Source organism: Streptomyces montanisoli (assembly GCF_017813245.1).
GTDB lineage: Bacteria > Actinomycetota > Actinomycetes > Streptomycetales > Streptomycetaceae > Streptomyces > Streptomyces montanisoli.
In genome coordinates this window covers 15,381-34,377 of record NZ_JAGIQL010000006.1, presented here as the reverse complement: position 1 = coordinate 34,377, position 18,997 = coordinate 15,381, and the positions used below count along the sequence as shown (strand labels likewise).

Annotated in this window: 13 protein-coding genes and 1 pseudogene; 6 read left to right on the top strand and 8 right to left on the bottom strand. The window is 72.6% G+C overall.

Going from position 1 to position 18,997, the window contains the following annotated elements; translation table 11 throughout:
- Window positions 1-24 precede the first annotated feature (24 nt).
- Window positions 25-642 carry an SNF2-related protein gene (locus tag JFN87_RS03070; RefSeq protein WP_307865275.1) on the bottom strand — a complete coding sequence of 206 codons (618 nt, stop codon included), beginning with the start codon at window positions 640-642 and terminating at the stop codon, window positions 25-27.
- Window positions 643-918: 276 nt separating this feature from the next.
- On the opposite strand from JFN87_RS03070, the gene JFN87_RS03065 reads away from it, so the two are divergent.
- A complete protein-coding gene (locus tag JFN87_RS03065; protein WP_209338273.1) occupies window positions 919-1,242 on the top strand; it encodes a hypothetical protein in 324 nt (107 codons plus the stop codon).
- 11 nt (window positions 1,243-1,253) lie between these two features.
- Window positions 1,254-1,910, top strand: a complete 657-nt coding sequence (locus JFN87_RS03060; RefSeq protein WP_209338272.1) for a nucleotidyl transferase AbiEii/AbiGii toxin family protein — start codon at window positions 1,254-1,256, stop codon at window positions 1,908-1,910.
- Window positions 1,911-2,688: 778 nt separating this feature from the next.
- Here JFN87_RS03060 and JFN87_RS34655 read toward each other — a convergent pair.
- Window positions 2,689-2,874 (bottom strand): annotated as a pseudogene (locus JFN87_RS34655) (tyrosine-type recombinase/integrase); the annotation flags it as partial.
- A gap of 27 nt (window positions 2,875-2,901) precedes the next feature.
- On the opposite strand from JFN87_RS34655, the gene JFN87_RS03055 reads away from it, so the two are divergent.
- The 4 genes from JFN87_RS03055 to JFN87_RS03040 all read left to right on the top strand — a co-directional run bounded on the left by JFN87_RS03055 (window position 2,902) and on the right by JFN87_RS03040 (window position 6,620).
- The gene (locus JFN87_RS03055; RefSeq protein ID WP_245178646.1) at window positions 2,902-3,522 is read left to right on the top strand and encodes a thiamine pyrophosphate-binding protein; all 621 of its coding nucleotides are present in this window, start codon (window positions 2,902-2,904) and stop codon (window positions 3,520-3,522) included.
- Entirely contained in the window at window positions 3,519-4,472 is a 954-nt protein-coding gene (locus tag JFN87_RS03050) for a transketolase family protein (protein ID WP_209338271.1), read from the top strand. Before JFN87_RS03055 ends, JFN87_RS03050 begins: the two co-directional genes overlap by 4 nt.
- The gene (locus JFN87_RS03045; protein WP_209338270.1) at window positions 4,469-5,773 is read left to right on the top strand and encodes an APC family permease; all 1,305 of its coding nucleotides are present in this window, start codon (window positions 4,469-4,471) and stop codon (window positions 5,771-5,773) included. The genes JFN87_RS03050 and JFN87_RS03045 overlap by 4 nt, the downstream gene beginning before the upstream one ends.
- A gap of 70 nt (window positions 5,774-5,843) precedes the next feature.
- Complete coding sequence (locus tag JFN87_RS03040; RefSeq protein ID WP_209338269.1) at window positions 5,844-6,620, top strand: SDR family NAD(P)-dependent oxidoreductase; 777 nt, start codon at window positions 5,844-5,846, stop codon at window positions 6,618-6,620.
- A 283-nt stretch (window positions 6,621-6,903) separates the two neighbouring features.
- On the opposite strand, the gene JFN87_RS03035 is transcribed toward JFN87_RS03040, so the two are convergent.
- The 6 genes from JFN87_RS03035 to JFN87_RS03010 form a co-directional block, all read right to left on the bottom strand.
- A complete protein-coding gene (locus JFN87_RS03035; protein ID WP_209338268.1) occupies window positions 6,904-9,090 on the bottom strand; it encodes a tetratricopeptide repeat protein in 2,187 nt (728 codons plus the stop codon).
- 190 nt (window positions 9,091-9,280) lie between these two features.
- Entirely contained in the window at window positions 9,281-10,018 is a 738-nt protein-coding gene (locus JFN87_RS03030; RefSeq protein WP_209338267.1) for a hypothetical protein, read from the bottom strand.
- A gap of 105 nt (window positions 10,019-10,123) precedes the next feature.
- Entirely contained in the window at window positions 10,124-11,419 is a 1,296-nt protein-coding gene (locus JFN87_RS03025; protein ID WP_209338266.1) for a TIGR02679 family protein, read from the bottom strand.
- A gap of 163 nt (window positions 11,420-11,582) precedes the next feature.
- Window positions 11,583-15,734 carry a TIGR02680 family protein gene (locus tag JFN87_RS03020; RefSeq protein WP_209338265.1) on the bottom strand — a complete coding sequence of 1,384 codons (4,152 nt, stop codon included), beginning with the start codon at window positions 15,732-15,734 and terminating at the stop codon, window positions 11,583-11,585.
- Window positions 15,731-17,041 carry a TIGR02678 family protein gene (locus tag JFN87_RS03015; RefSeq protein WP_209338264.1) on the bottom strand — a complete coding sequence of 437 codons (1,311 nt, stop codon included), beginning with the start codon at window positions 17,039-17,041 and terminating at the stop codon, window positions 15,731-15,733. The genes JFN87_RS03020 and JFN87_RS03015 overlap by 4 nt, the downstream gene beginning before the upstream one ends.
- On the bottom strand, window positions 17,038-18,726 hold the full coding sequence (locus JFN87_RS03010) for a TIGR02677 family protein (protein WP_209338263.1): 1,689 nt from the start codon (window positions 18,724-18,726) through the stop codon (window positions 17,038-17,040). Before JFN87_RS03010 ends, JFN87_RS03015 begins: the two co-directional genes overlap by 4 nt.
- Between the last annotated feature and the right edge of the window lie 271 nt (window positions 18,727-18,997).

Genomic DNA, 18,997 nt, shown 5'->3' with positions numbered 1-18,997 from the left:
GTCGAGGCCTCGTGACCGCTGATGTCAGCACTGGCCGGGTCTCATTCTTCGGTGATAGGGGTCCTGTTGAACGCCTGTCGATAGGGCCGTCCCGTTCGAGGGGGCTGGGCCCGAACACCGCGCCCTTCGCGGTATGCGGCGCGTACAATTCGCGGTTTCTGCACCGGTTCGCCTCGTCCGCCGCCAGCACCACATCCCACTGCCCCCGGTCAGCTGGGACTTGAGCGGCTCCCGGCGCGCGGCGGCGATCGAGGTGAGCACCACCGGCCGCTCCGCGTCCGTCTCCTCCCAACGCTGGCCCCGGGCGATCACCGTCGGCAGGCCGAACTCGCGCTCCAGTTCTTCGGGCCACTGCTCCATCAACCCGGCCGGGGTGAGGACCAGCGTCCGATCCGCCAGCCCCCACATCCGCAGTTCAGACAGGACCAGACCCGCCTCGATCGTCTTGCCCAGCCCCACCTCGTCCGCGAGGATCGCCCGGCCGCGCATCCGCCGCAGCACCGTCTGAGCAGTCTGCATCTGGTACCCAAACGGCACGAAGGACAGCTGCGGCAGCGACAGGAAAGAGTCGAAACCGGGCCCGCGCCACACCTCCACCGCGGAGTCCACCAGCGCCGAGGTGACCACATCCACCGCAGACACGCCCAGTCGTCCCAAGAGCACCGTGCACGCGTCGGGTAGTCCTTCGGGACCTGAGCAGAGCCGTCAGCGACGGTGAGCGTGTCGGCGGTATTCAGTCGTCCTCGCTCAGGAAGCGACAGGACGAATGCAGGCGGGCACTGTCCGTCACCTACGCGGGTCAGCCTTCCGCACACGCGGGAGGCGAGCCGGTTCAGTGGTCCTGCGCAGCGCACAGGACCGGGCGCGAGGCACCACAGCGGCCGGCGGACAGCGCTCGTGCAGGGGCATACTGGGCGTATGGAGTCTCGGGTGCGGTACGCGGAGATCCGGCCCTACACGGTTCCGGAGAGGCTGGAGGAGCTGGCCGGCCCTGGAGCCGGGGTGGTGGTTCTGCCGACGGTGCTGGACTGGACGCCGAAGCGTGTCTACGACCTGTCGGACGACGTGGACCTGCGGATGCTCTATGAGACGGTCATCCGGGAGGCCATGCATGCGGGGGAGCTGCGGAAGTTCCTGGACCCGGTACTGCTCTCGGCCGTGTGGCAGAGGCTGTGGCTTCCGCCGCGCGCGCGGTTGATGTGGGAAGGGCGATTCCCGCAACTGGCCCGCAGGGCTGCGTAGTATCCGCCTTCATGGATCCCTTTCACGCCCGACTCGCCCGTATCGGTCTTGGAGCCGCCGCGGGATACGGCTTCGTCCTGGCCGGCGGGTACGCGGTTCAGGCGCACGGGTTCCTGGAACGGCTGTCGGATGACGTCGACCTCTTCACGGACATCGCTGACCCGGTCGCCTTCTCCGAGGCCGTCGATGCGGTGGCTGCGGCCTACCGGACGGCGGGCCTCACCGTTGAGGTGGAGAAGTCCGGTGGAGTATTCGCCCGTTTTGCGGTTGCTGATGGACAGGGGCGCACGGCGAAGGTGGAGCTCGGGTGCGACTGGCGGGCTCGCCCGCCTGCCGTGTTGGAGATCGGTCCGGTTCTGCACGCCGATGACGCCGTGGCTAACAAGGTGACCACTCTCTTCGGACGGGCCGCGCCACGGGATTACCTCGACGTGAATGCCGCGCTCGCCTCCGGGTGGTACTCGGGTGGGCAGCTGCTGGAGTTGGCGTCGGAGCACGACGCCGGGTTCGATCCGCGTTACTTCGCCCAAGCGCTGCGGGCGGTCGACCGTTGGCCGGACCGGGAGTACGAGGCATACGGCATCAATGGCGGCCAGGTGGAGGACATGCGCCGACGGTTGCGCGCCTGGGCTGCCGAGATCCTCGATGATCGGCTCGACGAGAAATGACCCAGTCGGCCGTGTTGGCCTGAGCGCGGACTGGCGCGGGCTCCTTCGCGGCTACGGCGTCGGGCACCTGAGTAAGGGGGATAGAGTGCCGGAACCCCAGAGAAGGGGCGCTTGTGGAGGTCTTACAGTGGCTCTGTTCGATTCTCCGATCGGTTGACAGTGTCGTCGGGATCCCAGCTCCAGTCTCTCTCTTGTGGGCCGGTGACAACCCCTGTCGGTGGACAGCCGGTGGACAGACGCCTTTGGACGGTGCATCACGAAGGAGCACGGGTCAACCTGCTGCACGCGCTCTGATCAGCACAAACGTCACCGGACAGCGCGACGAGGCACCACCCAACACGATCGCTCATGGTCTCGTAATGCATAGGTCTCGGGTTCGAATCCCGAAGGCGGCTCAGCAGGAACCCCAGATCAGACAGAGTCTGATCTGGGGTTCCTCGCGTTACCGGATGCGCTTCCGTCGACGTGCGCGAGCCGCCCGGGACGGGCTGGTCTCACTTGCGGTCTCAGTTTCCGGGTAGAGAGCCGGGTCGTGTCCCTTGGAGTGGTGTAGCCGATCACGGGCCGTCGCCTCCGCTTCGGGGCCATCCGGTACGTGCCGCTGCTGGCCGTCGTGCGATCACCGCTGGTCCCGGCCCGGTGAGCCTCAACAGGGCCTCCGGCGCAAGCGATTCGGGGCGCGACCTGTGGATTCCGTCGGCTTGATCGGCTACACCACTCGGCGGGACGCCATCGAGAGCCGCTCCCATGCGCCTCATGGCTTCCTCGGTGAGGGCCGGATCGTGCCCGCGGTGTGCCGACTGTCGTGGAGTCTGAGGTCCCGGATGCCGGCCGCCGCGAGCAGCCCCTTGAACTCCTGCCAGTCGTCCCGCGGGTCAAGCGGACGCCCGTCCGGCCGCGCGAATTCGACATCGTTCTCCTGCCAGAGCTCCCCGGCCCTTTCCCGCGCGGCTTCCTGCCCTGCCGGATCTCGCATGCGCATGGGTGCGGCTTGGCGAAGGGCGGGTACAGCGTGCGCTACTGCCCGCCGGCGGAGATGCCGCATATCGCCGACGCCTACCGGCTGGTGATGCTGCCCTCCGTGGAGGCCGGGCTCGCCGCGCACGGCCTGCGGGTCCTGACCCACGTCGCCTCGCACGACAGCCTGGTCACCGCCACCGCCACCGCCAACCGCCCGCTGCGGATGGTGCGGGACGGCCGCTCCAAGGTGGTCAGGGACCACCGCGCCGGCACAGTGCGGTCGGTGGACGCCGAGCGGCCGGCCGTGCTGAGCTGCCAGGTCGCCGCGGCCCAGCGGGTCGGCAACCTTGTGGTGGTCGTGGACCGCAACGGCGGCCAGAACGACGGCCTGGTCGCCGACGTCTCCCCGCAGCCCCGACTGGCCGCGCGCTTTGCGGCGTTCGGCTTCGACGTGGCGGAGGCGGACGGCCATGACGTGCTCGCGCTGCGCGCGCTGCTGGCCTGCGACCGCTCGGACCGCGACCGGCCGCTGGCGATCATCGCGGACACCGTCAAGGGCAAGGGTCTGCGCCCGGTGGAGGGCAAGGCCCCCTCCCACTACGTGACCATCGACGCGGCGCGCGCCGCCAGTTGGAAGAGGACCGTGCGATGACGCTGCCCGGAAGGACCGCCTACCGCGAAGAGTTGACCGCGATCGCGACGGACAACCCGCGCGTGCTCTGCCTGGAGGCCGACCTCGGCGGGCGCACCCATCCGTTCGCCATCGCCCACCCTGACCGCTTCTTCAACGTCGGCATCGCCGAGGGCGCGATGATCGACATGGCCGCCGGCCTGGCGGTCGGCGGCTACCAGCCCTTCGTCTCCACGTTCGCGCCGTTCGCCGCGCTGCGGGCGGCCGAGAGCCTCAAGCTCACCCTGGGCTACCTGAGGGCGGGCGTCACCGTGGTCGCCCCCTACGCGGGGGTCTCCGGCGGCTGGTTCGGCACCACCCACCACTGCCTGGAGGACTTCGCCGTGCTGCGCGCGGTGCCCGGCGTCACGGTGGCCGCGCCGTACGGGGAGCGGGAAATGCGGTCCGTCATCCGGATGGCGGCCGCCTCCGGGACGCCGTTCTACGTGCGCACCGGCCGCAACGACGCTCCCGAGAGCCTGCCCTGGGACGGCGCCGAGGTACCCGCGGTGACCTGGGACGACGCGGGTGCCGAGGCGGGCCGCAGCTGCCTGGTCTCGGTCGGCGAGGTCGGCACCGAGCTGTGCCTGACGGCTCGCAGGCGGCTGCCGGCCCTGCCGCACGCCCACCTGTGCTTCGTCGACCAGCCGCACCTGGAGCTGGCCGCCACCGAACTGGCCGAGCGCTACGACCGGTTCGTCGTGGTCGAGGAGCACCGCCCGGCCGGCAGCGTCGCCTCGGCGCTGGCCCTGCTGCTGCCGGAAAACCAGGTGCACTCGGTCAACGCCGGTGAACAATGGCCGGTACGTGGCGGCAGCCACGCCGAGGTGCTGGACCAACTCGGATTGAACGAAGGAGCGTTGTGGTCGGCGCTCGCACCCTACGAAGAACTGCCGGCGCAGGTCCGGGCAGGAGAGGGGCTCGCGGCATGAGCGATCATCGGATCGGTCTTGGACAGGGCACGGCCATCTACGTGGGCGCCATTCTGGGCGCCGGAATCCTGGCGCTGCCCGCGCTGGCCGCGCAGGCGGCCGGCCCGGCCTCGCTGCTGGCCTGGCTGGCACTGCTGCTCTTCTGCGTGCCGGTGGCCACCAGCTTCGCCGCGCTGGGCGGCCGCTACCCGGACAGCGGCGGCGTGGCCACCTTCGTCTCCAAGGCGTTCGGCAAGCGCGCCTCCGGCGCGGTCGGGTACTGGTTCTACTTCGCGCTGCCCGCCGGGGCGCCGGCCACCGCCTACGTCGGCGGGCAGTACGTCTCGCACACCCTGGGCGGCGGGGAGCACGTGACCCTGCTGGTCGCCGCGGTGCTGCTGCTGGCCGCCTTCGGCAGCAACACCGTCGGTCTGAAGCTCTCGGGCCGGGTGCAGCTGTTCCTGGTCGGGCTGCTCGCGGTGCTGCTGCTGATCGCCGTGCTCACCGCGCTGCCGCACGCGCGGGCGCACAACCTCACCCCCTTCGCGCCGCACGGCTGGGCGGCGATCGGCCAGGCCGCGAGCCTGCTGTTCTTCACCTTCGCCGGCTGGGAGGCGGTCACCCACCTGTCGGGCGAGTTCCGCGACCCGGGCCGGGACCTGCCCCGGGTGACCGTGCTGACCCTCGTGGTGATCGGCGTCCTGTACCTGGGTCTCGCGCTGACCTGTGTGCTGGTGCTCGGCCCGCAACTGGCTCACGCCAACGCTCCGTTGACGCTGCTCCTGCAGCGCGGCACCGGCTCGGCGGCCTCGGCGGTCACCGCGGTGATGGCGATGCTGCTGACCTTCGGCACCATGAACTCCTACCTGGCCGGCGCCTCCCGGCTGGGCGCGGCGCTGGCCCGGGACGGCTTCCTGCCGTCCGTGCTGGCCAAGGGCCACCGGGCCGGCGAGGTGCCGCGCCGCAGCCTGTCCCTGCTGTTCGTGCTGAGCGCCCTGGTGTGCGCCTTCGCGCTGCTGACCGGGACCGGGCTCGGCCACGTCATGCTGGCCGCCTCTTCCTGCTTCATCGCGGTGACGGTGGCCGGCCTCGCCGCCGGCATCAAGCTGCTGCCGCGCGGCACGGCGGTGTGGTGGGGCGCGGTCGTGGCGGCCGTGGTGATGGGCGCCGTGCTGGTCTTCTCCGGCTGGTTCCTGCTGCTGCCGCTGGCGCTGGGCGCACTGGCCATCGGCTGGGCCGGGTGGACCGCGCGGCGCGCGGCGCCTGCGCCGGTGGGCGAGCCGGTAGCCGTGGTGGTGGCCCCGGTCCCACCGGCGGAGTGACCGACCAGGGCGCCGCGGGGCGATGCGACGACGACGCAGTGATGAAGCGACGAACGGAAGGGCAGGTCCCATGGATCTCGGATTGAGCGGGCGGGTCGCGATGGTGGCGGCCGGTACGGACGGCATCGGATTGGCCGTGGCCCGGCAGTTGGCCGCGGAGGGCGCCACCGTCTCGGTGTGCGGCCGCTCCACCGGCCGGCTGGAATCGGCGCTGCGGCTGCTGGAGAAGGAGGCCCAGGCGCCGGTGCACGGGGTGGCCCTGGACGTCACCGACCACGACGCGGTCGAGGGCTGGGTGACGGAGGTGGCCGGCCGCTACGGCGGTCCGCACGTGGTGGTCGCCAACGCCGGCAGCCCCCCGGAGGGCGGCGCCGAGCGGTTCGCGGTCGCGGACTACCGGGGCGCACTGGAGCTCAGCCTGCTCTCCGCGGTCACCCTCAGCCGCGCGGCCCTGCCGCACATGCGCAGCGCCGGATACGGGCGGGTGCTGTTCGTCACCTCGCTGTCGGCCAAGCAGCCGATCCCGGGGCTGGCGCTGTCCAACACGGTCCGACCCGCGGTCGTCGGCTACGCCAACGCGCTGGTGCACGAACTCGCCGCGGCGGGCGAGGGAGCGGTCACCGTCAACGTGCTGGCTCCCGGCATGACGCGGACGGCCACCCTCCAGGCCTGGGCCGATCAACTCGAGGGCTGTGTGGACGGGTTGTGCGCGGACATCCCGCTGGGCCGGCTCGCCGAGCCGGCCGAGGTGGGCGCCGCGGCGGCCTTCCTGGCCTCCGTCCCGGCTGCCGCCATCACCGGGACGGTCCTGCCGGTGGACGGCGGCGCCACCCGTGGCCTGCTGTGACCGGTGGGTGGCGTGGCCGCCGGGCCTCCCCTGGCGGGCGACGGCTCCATAAAACCCCAGGTCACATAGTTGTGACCTGGGGTTTTCTCCGTCCCGGACGCTGCAAGCCGTTGCTCGGCCGGCGTCGCGACGGCAAGCGCGGCGCAGGTTCTCGTGCTCGGTGGTGGCGAGCATGTCGTCGCGTTCGCCCACCGTGATCCCGCCTCAGCTGCGTGGCATGGGGAGACTTCCCCGAAGCAGGCTTCGGCCGTGCTCCGCTCATGAGACTTACCCTCGCCTCCAGCTACCGATCGCCGTATCCCGGGGGAACCTCAGAGCGCAGGAGGTCAATACCGCAGAGTGAGGCCAGTTCCTCGGCTGTCGAGGACAGGGGCGCTCTGAGGTCGGCGAGTTGCGTTCGCATGTCGACGGCTCTGGTCCAGAGCCGTTCGTGCTCGATGGTGCCGCGTCCGGGCGGGCGGGTGTCTTCGTGCTCGCGCAGGGCCGCGTGCCATGTCGCGAGGAAGGGGCGCAGGTGCTGGTTGCTCAGGAGGAGGGCGATGCGGGGAAGCGCGGACGGTGGTGGGGATTCGGCCGCGACCCGGTGCAGTACCTCTCGCGTGGTGGCGAACAGGGAGTGCAGGGAGGTGAGCGCTTCGCGCAATGAGCCGTCATCGGCGTCGAGGGGCTGGACGCCGACACGGGTGACCAGTTCGACCTGGAGGTCGAACGCGGCCGCCCGCTCCACGGGACTTGGGCCTGAGGGGGGCAGGCTGAGAGGGGGCGAGAGCGCGGGGGCCGGCCGGGGCGGCGCACCGTCGCGGGCGCTTTGGGCGAGTGGTGTCGCGAGGGTGTGCAGTAGTACCTGCCGCAGGTCCTCTTGGCGGGCGGTGTCCTCGTCGTGCCTGCGTACTGCCCGTGCCACCAGAGCGTGTACGGTCCAGGAACGGCGGGTGGCGGGGGCGGGCAGGAGCGCTCCGGAGCCGAGGAGCGTGGCGATGGAGTCGGAGACCGCGGGGCCGGCTTCCCACGGGTCGTACGGACTGACCGAGGCCATGGCGTTCTCCAGGACGGTCTGGGACAGGGGCGCCGGCGAGGCGAGGGCGAAGAGACGCAGGACGTCATCGGCCGGACCGTTTCCTGACAAGGGGCGGGCCAGGAGTGTGGGGGCCAGGGGGATCCGGGAGGACCCGGAGGGGCTTTCGGTGCGCCGTGTGCCTGGCGACGCCAGGATGTCGGAGCCGACGGAGTGCAGCCGGTTCCTGAGGTCTGCGAAGTCCTCCGTGCCCGCCAGGTCGGAGAGCAGATCCAACGCGTAGGGGTGCCCGCCCACGTCATGGACGAGAGCGAGAGCCGTCGCCCTCTCGACCTCGCTGCCGGGCGTGCGGTGCGATGTGACAAGCCGGTACCCGTCCGCGTCGGAGAGCGGCGGGACGTCGATGGTCTCGGCGAACGTCCCGTAACGGAACGACCGGGTGGTCAGCAGGGTGGAGGCGAGCAGATGGGGTCCGCGCAGGAGCTGCAGTTCCTCGTCGCGCAGGCCGTCGGGCAGGCCGTCCACGACCCACAGGCATGGTGCTCCGCGTTCGCCGAGGCGGATCGCGAGCCGGCTGAGGAGCCGTACGAGGGAGGTGTCGCGCGCGTGGTCCACGTCCAGCGCGTGGCACACGACCGCCACCTGCTCGGCGTAGATGTCCATGGCCGTCGTGGCGGGTGAGTCGTGGGCCGGGTGGAGATCGAACCAGAACACACCCCCGGGAAAGGCGGAGGCGAACCGGAGGGCGTACTCCTGGGCCAGTACGGATTTGCCGATGCCGGGCATGCCGCGCAGCTGTGCCGTCCGGCCGGAACCGGAGCCCGGCTGGGCGACGAGCGGGGCGCGGTGGCGCACGAGTGCCGTGTGGATGCGCCACTGTTCCGCGAGCCGGTCGGTGAACCGCGCCGATCCTGTCCTCGCCGGAGCCGGCAGCCATGGCAAGGACGGCGTTTCGCGTCCGTCCGCCGTGTGTCCGGCGGCACCGAGCGGTGATGCGATCCCCCTCGCATGTGCCCCGACCTGCTCCGCCAGCCGTTGGAGGCCCTCCGGGGCAGTTGGCCAGCTCCAATGCTTGGCGTCCCGGAGTTCGACGGGATGGACGTGAGCCGCGGCACTCTCGGGATTGACCACGAGGATGCGCCGCCGCGGGTCGCCTTCCCGCTGGCCGGCGAGGTACGCGTAGGTGAGCTCCCATTGGCAGGCGCGCCGGCGAGGGTACTCGGCGGAGTAGAGAGCGAGGAGGGTCTTCGAACGGGCGAGGGCCCGTGTGATCGCCTCGGTGATCGACGCGAAGTCGTCGACGGCCATGTCGTCGAGGAACACCCGCAGCCCCTGGCCCCGCAGTATGCGGGCGAGAGCCCGGGCCTTGCCGGCGTCGGTGCGGCTGTAGCTCAGGAACACGTCCCACTCGGCGATGAGTGCCGTGGCGCCAGGGGGTACCGCTGGGGGGACCATGATCACCGCTCCCCGCGGCGACGCACGCCCGGACGCCGGCCCACCCGCTCAGCCCGGAAATCGGCCGGGGGGGGGTGCTGTCTGCCTTCTTCCACGCGGTAGGGCGCGCGCCCGGGTATGAGGGTGTGCTCGTCACGTCCTCATCATGCTGCATACCGCGGGAACCCCCTGTGTACCGCCGTCGCCCGCCTCAGCGGGTGTCGGGGCCGGTCCCGTGCTGGTGGGGGACCGGCACGTTCCCGGAACCCGGGCTCCAGTCGGAGCGGCGCAGGTGCCGTTCCGGATCACGGACACCGGCGATCTCACCGAGACCGATGACGTAGGGCCGCAGGCGCCGCTGAAGGTCCTCCAGATCTTGACGGAAGGCGGCGTTGCCGGGCCACGCCGCCTCGTCCGCATCCTCGCCCTGGGCACTCTCCCAGGCCCTGAGCCGCGGATGCCATTTCGAGAGGAACGGAGCGAGTTCGAAGTTCAGGATGTCGAGGACGATCTCGTGGACGGAGTCGCCTCTGGCGGGCGGCGGCGGGGCGGCCCCGGACTCCAGGGGTTCCCTGTACAGGTCGAACAGGGTCTTCAGGGAGGTCAGCGCCTCGCGGAGGTTTCCGCTCCCGGCTTCGAGCGGGCGAGTGGCCACTCGCGTCGACGCCTGGAAGAACATTCTCAGAGCCGCCTGCCGCATGTCGGTGTTGGCCGAGAAGACCATCACGCTGCCGGGCAGGGTGAGTTGCACCTCGGTCAGCTGGGCCGACCGGTGGTAGAACTCGGCCCCCAGCACCAGCGCGACGCCTGCCAGACCACCCACGATGATCGAGAGTGTCTGGCCACCGGTCCGGCTGACGGAGTACGCGACGGTTCCCGTCAGCGCGCCCACCACGCCCGCGAGCACCGCGCGCCCAGAGATCCGGGCTCCCGGCCCCCACGCACGCATGCGACGCATCGTCACAGGAATGTCCCCCGCCCCCTCCGCAGGCCAACGACAGTACCGATCGCCGGAAAAGCCTTCAACTCCCCTCGCCGCAAGGTCTTTCGGCCGTCAAGCGTCCTGCGGGTCGTGGCCACCCAGGTCGAGGAGCAGGTGGTCGAGGACCAGCTCCTCCTCGATGCGGCGTCCTGCCGCGCGGACGGCTTCGGCGAGCGGTGGGTCCCACGGGCTGTCGGCCGCCGGGCCGGTCAGCGGCGCGGAGGCCGGATGCCCGGCAAGGGCCGCGAGGTAGTCGGCGGTGGTGTACCGCCACGGGGTCCAGGGCACGTGAGCGCGTAGGCGGCCCGCGATGCGGAGCCCGCCCCAGTCGAAGTCACCGTGGTAGCGCAGGGCCCATCCGGCGTCGGCGCAGAGCCGGAGCAGGTGCAGGGCGGCGGTGCTCGGCTGCCCCTGGAGGCAGATCAGCGGGGCACAGTCACGGCCGAGGCCGTCGGCGGCGGACAGGACGACAGCCGGGTTCTCGCAGACGTACGCGGTGCTGCCGCGACGGGGCCCGCCCTGGCCGGCGGGGATCGGTGGAAGACACAGGCGGGGCGGATCGCGGACGAGTTGGCGCAGGGTCAGGACGGCGGGTTGCGCGCAGGCGCCGAGGGCGCTCAGAGCGCGGCCGGTGGCGGTGTGGTTGTCTCCGGGCAGGTTGAGAGTGAGGACCTGGGACGAAAGCTCGTCGAGGAGCAGGCCGGCGGCGGCCCACGCGGCGCGGCGCGACTGCGCGTCACTGCCTGGTGCGGCGCCGGTGAGGGCCCGGACGGCGTCCAGGGTGAGCGTCGCCAGTGGGCCGTGATCGAGGGCATGGGCGCCTTCGGCGTACTCGGCGGCGAAGGCGGAGAGCGAGCGTGGGGGTGAGACGGGCAGGTGGGGGAGCAGGCGGGCAAGCGTGGCGAGGATCGGTGCAGCTTCCTCGGGGGTGCGGGCGAGGCGGCGGACCAGGCCGGTGGCGTGGAGTTCCGCGTGCCAGTGGGTGAATTGCGGGTGGGCACTCACCGTGTCCGCCAGCGGGGCGAAGGCGCGCTGCCACGCCGAGGCGAGCCGCTCGGCTGCGTCCCGGCGGGGCGTGACCGGCCCGGTCAGTGCGACGACGGCGGCGGCGAGGCCCTCCGTGCATGCTCCGCTGTCGCGGAGCACCGTGTCCACCGCGGCCAGCGGAACCGAGAGCGAGCGGCCGGGGCGGGGCGCCCGGCCCAGCAGCCGGCCGAGGGCCGCGCGTTCGGCGCCGCCGGCTCCTGGCCTGGTCACCGTGGAGTCGAGGGACTGCCCGGCTTCCAGGCGGCGGCGAACCCGGTCGACGAGCCATGCGAGGTCCGGACCACCGAGCAGCCGCCGCAGACGGGGGAGGTCGGTGCTCACCCGATCGCGCCGGGGTTCCCGGGCCCGGCCGGCTGTACGGGCGGGCGCGGGCCTTCAGCAGGGGCTGTTGCCTTGGAGGCTGCTGCCTTCGGAAGCCGTTGCCCCGGACGCTGTTGTCCCGCCCCTTGCGGGGCCGGGTCCTGCGTGGGCGCCGGGTTCATGCTCACAGGTCTCCAAGGGTGGCGGGCCGCGGGGACACTACGCCGGAGGGGGCGTCGGTGCGGGTGCGGTGGTGGCCGTCCCATTCCCAGCGGGTTACCAGGACGGCGGCGATCTCGTCGACCCGGGAGAGCTGGGCGATGGCCAGACCGGGAACCTGCGGGTAGCAGCCCCACTCGCGTTCCGAGGTCATCACCACGTCCAGGTCGAACGCGGCCAGCAGGCCGAGGGACTTGGCGCGGGAGTCGTCGTCGACGCCGGCGAACGCCTCGTCCAGCGTCACCAGGCGGGGAGCGTGGGCGTTGCCGGCCGAGGCATAGTGCGAGGAGGCGGCGGCGAACAGCGGGAGCGAGACGGACAGGACCCGCTCGCCGCCGGAGGCCGGGCCGGTGGCGGAGAGCCACTTGCCGTGCTGGTGCCTCTCGATGCCGAACTCGTGCCAGGACCGGTAGTCAAGCGCGGTGGTGAGGTGTTCCATCCAGGTGCCTGCCGGGTCGTCGGTGCGGGCGCGGTCGATCTGGGCCTGCAGGAAATCGCCGAGGGCGCTGCGGTCGGCGGCCGTCCAGGCGTCCGAGGACTGGCGCAGCAGCCGGTCGCGGGCGGTCGCGAGACCGGCCGGGGCGTCGCGTGCCGGGCGCCAGACCAGGCGGAGCAGCATGCCGGTGCTGGTCGGGCGGTCGTGCAGCTCCCGGTTCATGCCCAGTACGTGCTGTTCGGCCGCGCCGACCAGTTCCTGAAGGGTGCCGGCGACCTCGGTGATCAGGTGGTTCTCCAGGATCTCCTGCTCGCGGGCGGACAGCAGCATTTGCCGGTCCGCGACCTCCGCGGCGAGCGCGTCCGCCAGATCGGGTACGGCGTGCTCCCGGCCCTGGAAGACGATGTCCACGACCAGGCCGTCCTCCAGCATCCGGGCGGCCGCTGTGTGGCCGTGCCGGGCCAGCGCGTCGGAGAGGTCCTTGAGCTCCTCGGTGACCCGGCGCTGCACCCGCTCCCAGGCGGCGTCGGAGTCGTCCACGGACTCCAGTTCGCGCTCCACGGTGCGGGCGAGGCGCACCGCCGGTTCGGGCGCCCAGGACTCGCCCGAGTGGGCCAGGCCGGGAAGGGCCACGGCGAGCAGGCCGGTGGCGGCGAAACGGCGCAGTGCCTCGATCGCCTCGGCCCTGGTCCGTACCGTGTCCTCGATCTCGTCGCGCACCCGGGCGCGCAGGGCGTCCGCCGCGGCCCGGCGGCCGGTCGCGGCATTCTGTTCGCCGCGCGTGGTGCGCTCGTCCTCCTCGCAGGTGCGCAGGGCCGTGCCGACCTCGGCCAGCCGGCGTTGCAGCTCGGCGACGGCGGTGCCGACGGTGGCCTGGAGCGTGCCGTGCCGTTCCCCGGCCCGTACGGCCTCCCTGGCGGCCGTACGGGAGCGCTCGGCCAGTTCCGCGGCGTGTTCGGCGGCGCGGGCGTGATCGCCCTCCTCCGCCGCCAGCGCGCCGCGGGCTGCTCGGTGTTCGCGTGCGGCCGGCCACAGCGCGGCCAGGGCTTCGCGGTAGGCGCTCAGCGCGTCACGCACCTCGCGCAGGCCCTCGGCGGTGGCCGGAAGACCCAACTCGTCGGCGAGGGAGCGCAGCTCCATGCCCACACGATCGGCCTCGCCGGCGGCGCCCGCGGCCTCGCGGTCGGCGGCCGTACGGCGCTCGGCGGCCCGGTGGTGCTCCACCTGGGCCGCCGCGACGGACGCGTGCGCACCGCGCAGGGCGGAGTCGTCGGGCAGGGCCTGTTCCGCGGCGAGCACGCGTACGTCGGCCTCCACAGCCTCGCTCTGGGCATCCAGTTCATCCAACTGGTCAGTGAGGGCGGTGAGTTCCGCGTCGATGGCGGCCAGGCGGGCCCGCCTGGCCTGTTCGCGGGCGCCTTCGCCGAGGTATTCCGCGGCCGGCTTCGACCAGGTGCCGGTGAGCGCGCCGATCCGGTACCGGCCGTCCGAGGCGATCCAGCTGCCGTCGGTAGGCAGTTCGCCGTCCGCCCCGAGCAGGCCGATGCCGGCCAGCAGCGCCGAGACCAGCTCGTCGGGGACCGCGGCAGCGGCGGGGTCGGAGCGGTCCACCGCCGCGTTCAGCACATCCGCGAGGGAGGGCCCGGCCACCGGGGCGCCGACCGTGACCAGGGTGTCCCAGGTGCCGGCGGCCGCCACCGTGCCGTCCGGCGCGACCCAGCCGTCCAGCAGACCCGAGGCCTCCAAGCCGGCCTCAAGGCCGGCGCACTGATCCGCCGTCAGCTCAGCCGACGCGGTGAAGTCCACCAAGCGCCACAGCGGTGCGCCGGGCCTGCCCTGCCGGGACTCGGCGGATCGGGTGTACGGGGCGCGAGGGGCGCGTTGGCCGCCGGCTTCCAGCTCGGCCGACTCCACCCGCAGCCCGTCGGCGCGATCCCGGGCCGACCGCCTGCTCATGTCCAGTGCGGCCCGGCGCCCGGCGAGCGCGGAACCGGCTCGCGAGGCGGCTGCCCCGGCCGCCTCGCGAGCCGGTTCCGCGCCTGCCAGCGTGCCCACCCACCGGGCGAGTTCGTCGAGCGTGCCCTCGACGTCGGCCGGATGCAGCAGTGTGCAGGCCGCGAAGTGCTCCCTGACCGCCGCCAGATAGCTCCCGCCCTCCGCGACCGCGGCCTCCTCGGCCTCGGCGCTCAGCTCTGCCCGTCGGGCCAGCCCCGCGTCGGCGTCCTCCAGCCGCCGCCTGGCCCGCTCCAGCGTCCGTACGGACTCCTGCGCGGTGGCGAGCCGCTCCTCCACCAGGGTGACGGATCGCAGCCGGCGACCGGTGGCGTCGGCGGCATTGCGCTGGGCGGTCGCCTCGGTCGCCTCGGTCGCCTCGGTCTCCTCAGCGGCGAGTACGGCGGCCACCCGCTGGGTGTGCTCGCGCCCGAGCAGGGCCGCCGCCGCGTCCTCGGCGGCCCTGTCCAGCGCGGCGTCCCGTGTGCGCTGCGCGCTGTCGGCGCGTGAACGTGCCGCACCCAGCCTGGCCGCGTACCGGGTCTGCTCGTCCACTGCCCTGACCCGGTCCGCCTCGGCCCGTTCAGCGTCCTGCGCGGTGCGCCCGGCCAGGTCAGCGGCCTGTTCCAGCTCGCGTGCGCTGCGCATCTCGGGCCCGGCGCGCAGGGCCTCGTCCCTGGCGCGCAGTCCGGTACGCCGTTCGTCGAGTTCCCGCAGTCGCGTCTCGGCCTCGGCAAGCGCGGCCCCGGCGGCGTCGTGGTCCTGCTCCGCGGTGTTCAGCTCGCCGCGCAGCGACTCGTAACGGGAGTGCTGGGTCCGGGGCGCCCGCGCCTTGCGCCGGGCGGCCACCTGGGCGTAGCGGCGGTAGTGGGCGAGGAAGGTGCTTGCCGCCCGTTCGGCGTCCGTCATCGCCGTGAGCTGTTCCTTCTCCTCGTCCAGGGAGCGGAACGCCTCGGCGACATCGGAGATCACCGCCTGGTCCATCGGCGGCAGGGACTCGGTGAGCGCTTGGGAGAGCGCCTTCTCACTGGGCCGTTTGGACAGTTGCGGCTGGCGCAGCTGAACCAGGAGGTCGATCAGAGCGGCGTAACGCTGCTCGCCGAGGCCGAAGAGCGCCTCGTCCACCGCACGGCGGTAGGCGCGGGCGGAGTCGTGGACCATTCCTCTTCCGGCCAGCGCCTCGGCCAGCCGGTCCCGTGTGATCGCCGCACCGGTCGAGTCCAGCAGCCGCAGCCCGCCCTCGGCCGGGTCCAGGCCGATCCGCTGGTCCGTGACGAAGAACCAGTGCCGGGCGATGCCCCGCCCACTGACCGCCTTCAGGCCGCAGCCGAGGGTGGTGTAGTGCGGAGTGCCGCTCTCGTCGACGCGGCCGAACTCGATCCAGGTGTAGCCGAGTCGCTCGGGATGCGGATGCTCGCCGCCGAGCAGCAGGTTCCACTCCATCCGCTTCTTCGGGTCGGCGTCCGGTTCGACCCGGTGCGAGGAGAGATCCCCGTCCAGCAGGAAGGGGAGGGTGAGCGCGAGCACCTTGGACTTGCCGGTGCCGTTGTTGCCGCGCAGCAGCAGGCGGCCGTCGCGGAAGGGGAACTCCTCCACGTCGTAGTAGAACAGGTCGACCAGGCCGATCCGCTGTGGCTGCCAGCGGGTACGGTCCGGCACGGGGAGCCGCGTCTCGGCCGTGGTGCTCATCGGGTCCTGCCCTTCCTGCCCTGCGTACGTTTCGCGGTGGACTTACGTGTCGTGGACTTACGTGTCCTTGGGGCCTTCTGGCCCGGCTCCAGCAGGACGGCCTCGCCCACCCGGTAGCGGTCGAGCGCCGGAAGGGGCCGGACAGCCGGGACGGCGCTCTCCCCCGCCCGGTCCCCCGACCCGTCCCCGCCCCCGGTGCGTTCCAGCAGCCCGAGGGCCACAAGACGCTCGACGGCCTGCTCGGCCAGCTCCGTCTCGGAGCCCGGCACGGTGGCGCTGCGGCGCCAGAATCCGGCGTGGTCCAGCGCCCAGCCCGCCACCTGGCCCTGCAGCTCGGTGAGCGGCACGGTGCCGCCCTTGCCCGCGAGGTACTCGGCGATCAGCAGCGCCACATGGCCGTTGGTGCCGGACTCCGGCATCCGCAGGTCGGTCAGGTCGTCGTCCGGGTCGACCATCGCGATGCCCTCGGCCCGTGCCTCGGGTACCAGGCCGGTGAGTTCGGTGATCCTTCGCGTCAACGCGCCGCGCTGCGAAGTGAGATAGGCGGCCTCTGCCGGCGACAGCCCGTCCAGGTAGAGCACCGGATCGTCGAGCAGGCGCCGGGTCAGGGTGTGCCGCAGCGCCCGGTTGCGCAGTTCGTCGCTGTCGGGCAGAGCGTCGGCGTTGAGTTCGGCGAGGCGCTCCTCGAAGCCGTCCGCGCGTACGGTGCTCGGGCCGCGCCTGGTCACCAGCAGCCCCGCGAGCACCCGGCGGTTCACGTCGTAGAGCGCGTCGCCGGCCGCCTTGAGGAAGGAGTCCTCGTCGCCCGCGACCCTGGCCAGTACGCCCCAGTCGAGCAGCAACCGGACCACCGCCACCAGGTCGGTGCGCTGTTCGCGGCCGACCAGGGTGAACTCCACCCCGGCCTCGGCCAGAGCCGGGTCGGCGGCCGCGAGCACGGCCTGCTCGGCGAGCCGTCCGAGCGCGATCTGCTGCTCGGCGCGATCCAGCACGGCAAGGCACAGGCAGAGCAGTACGTAGCGGCGCCGGGAGAACGGCAGCCCGGTGCGCTGGTCCCGTGCCGGATGGGTCGGGTCGGTGGCCACGCTGGGGACGCGGCGCAGCCGGGCCACCTCGGCGTCGACCAGCAGGCTCCAGCCGGTGTTGCGCTCGAACCACGTCCGCAGCTCGGCCGCGTGCTGCCGCACCAGCCGGAACTCCTCGCTCCCCGCGCGCAGCAACGGACGGCGCAGCAGGGCCCTGGCCGCCCGGCGGACCTCCCCGGTCCGCTGCGCGGCGAGGGCGTCGCCCAGGCCGTCCCGGCTCATCGTCCGCTCCCGGCGGTCTCGCGCTCGCGCTCGTGTCCGGCCGGGGGTTCGGGCCGGCGTTGCGCCGGGGGTTCGGGCCCGCGCTCCGTCGGGGGTTCGCTTCCCGGGATCAGGTCGACGATCTCGACCATGTGCTCAGGCCCGCGCAGCACGCCGTCGAGCGTCCGGATCTCGGCGCTTCCGGCGCCGGACTGCCTCGTCAGCCTGATCTCCATCGTTCCGTCGTTCGTGGTGGCGGCGACCGAATCGGAACCGGGCCGCCATGCCGACAGGGCGTCGCCGAGGAGCAGCAGGAACAGCCGGAAGGTGTCACGGTCCAGCTCACCCAGGTCACTGAGGCGCACCGGCCCCCGTGTCGCGAGGCGGGCCCGTGCCGCGGCGGTCTGCTCGGCCTGCTTGCGCGCCAGCTCGGCCAGGTACGCCTTGGCTTCGGCGCGGTCCTGCACGGCCCGGACACGGCCGCGCCGCTCGTACGAGCCGGTGCGCCGCAACTGCGGGCTGATCCGTACGCCGGGCGCCTCGTACCAGGAGGCGGAAGCCGGCACAGGTTCGGCCTCCCGCTCCGCCAGCGCGTCCTGGTCGATGGTCAGGTGACGTGCGGAGTGCAGTCCGAACGCGGACCGCCACAGCCGGTGCCGGCTGTCGTCGTCCGGCGCCCCCGCGAACCAGCGGGCCAGCTCACGGAAGTCCGCCGAGCGATCCGAACGCCCGGCCCGGCGCTCGTTCAGGGCCTGGACCACCCCGAGCAGCTGCGGTACGGCCTGGCGGGCAGCCGAGCGCAACAGCTTGGCCTGGGAATTTCGGCCCGGCACGCTCAGGAACCAGGCACGCAGGCCGTCCCAGCGTCCGTACCAGCGGCTCTCGGACGCCGCCAGCGCCTCGGCGGCGGCATCCGGCGCCGCGTCGGCCGCCTCGCGCCCGGCGGCCAGCCGCAGCAGCGGTGCGATCGGCCCGCCGGGCGCGGTCCCGAGGCCCTCAAGCAGGCCGGCGATCTCGGCGCCCCGGGTGACCAGGTCCTCGATGAAGCGCTCCAGGTACTCGATCAGCCGCTGCTTGTAGGCGAGGAAGACCTCCACGTCGGCCTCGTGCAGATCCACGGTGCGCTGCAGCGAACTCATGAAGGCCCGTGCGTTGTCCGCGAGACCGGAGAAGCGGTCCACCAGTGCCAGCAGGGCCAGATGCACCACCGCGGGGTCCGGGTCGCCGCGTTCGGTGAGCGCGAGCAGGGCCCGCAGTTGCACGGTGATGTCGGCGAGCGCGACCGCCTGCAGTTCTCCCCGCCGGCCGAGCGCCTCGTCGTACGCGGCCAGCGCCTCCTCCGCGGCCTCGCCGGCGCGGGTGAGCTGGTAGATGTGGCGGGCGCGATAGAAGTCCTCCAGCGCGGTGACCCGGCTGGTGTCGGGGTCGGCCCGCAGGTTCCCCCACCGGCCGAGCCGCTCCAGCGCGACCGCCACGGCCTCCGGCGACGGGCGGTTCCCGGGCGGCAGGCCGAGGTGGACGTCCTCGGGCCGCAGGTGGACCGTGAATTCCTGCTTCGCCTTGACGAAGACCCCCATGACCTGGCGGTAGAGCGCGCAGTGCTCCGTGGTGAGGTGGGCGAAGGGCTGGTACGTCACGGACGGGCCCGCTTCGTCGTCGACGGGGGCGGTGGTGCCGGTCGTGTCCGGGATATCGGCATCGGCCATAGCACCTCATTCTGCCGTATGCGCGAGGGCGCTCCGCGCATACGGGGGCTTCGTACCGCCCCGGCTGCCGGTTCCCTGCCGTTTCCTGCGCTTCCTGCCTCTCCGCGGGAGACGCGGCCCGCGATGCCGGTGGTGCGCCACGCCGTAGAGTGGGTTCGCACAGTGTGTGAACCCGGCACAGGCCCGATGCAGAATGACCGTAGCGACGGAACACCCGCGCTGGGGCAGTGCCGCGCAGGTGATCTGCTGAAGCGAAACTGCAACTCCGGAC

Excerpts from the sequence above, each read along its gene's own strand:
- JFN87_RS03065 (WP_209338273.1), top strand. The coding sequence starts at position 919 with ATGGAGTCTCGGGTGCGGTACGCGGAGATCCGGCCCTACACGGTTCCG.
- JFN87_RS03060 (WP_209338272.1), top strand. The coding sequence starts at position 1,254 with ATGGATCCCTTTCACGCCCGACTCGCCCGTATCGGTCTTGGAGCCGCC.
- JFN87_RS03050 (WP_209338271.1), top strand. The coding sequence starts at position 3,519 with ATGACGCTGCCCGGAAGGACCGCCTACCGCGAAGAGTTGACCGCGATC.
- JFN87_RS03045 (WP_209338270.1), top strand. The coding sequence starts at position 4,469 with ATGAGCGATCATCGGATCGGTCTTGGACAGGGCACGGCCATCTACGTG.
- JFN87_RS03040 (WP_209338269.1), top strand. The coding sequence starts at position 5,844 with ATGGATCTCGGATTGAGCGGGCGGGTCGCGATGGTGGCGGCCGGTACG.
- JFN87_RS03035 (WP_209338268.1), bottom strand. The coding sequence starts at position 9,090 with ATGGTCCCCCCAGCGGTACCCCCTGGCGCCACGGCACTCATCGCCGAG.
- JFN87_RS03030 (WP_209338267.1), bottom strand. The coding sequence starts at position 10,018 with ATGCGTGCGTGGGGGCCGGGAGCCCGGATCTCTGGGCGCGCGGTGCTC.
- JFN87_RS03020 (WP_209338265.1), bottom strand. The coding sequence starts at position 15,734 with ATGAGCACCACGGCCGAGACGCGGCTCCCCGTGCCGGACCGTACCCGC.
- JFN87_RS03015 (WP_209338264.1), bottom strand. The coding sequence starts at position 17,041 with ATGAGCCGGGACGGCCTGGGCGACGCCCTCGCCGCGCAGCGGACCGGG.
- JFN87_RS03010 (WP_209338263.1), bottom strand. The coding sequence starts at position 18,726 with ATGGCCGATGCCGATATCCCGGACACGACCGGCACCACCGCCCCCGTC.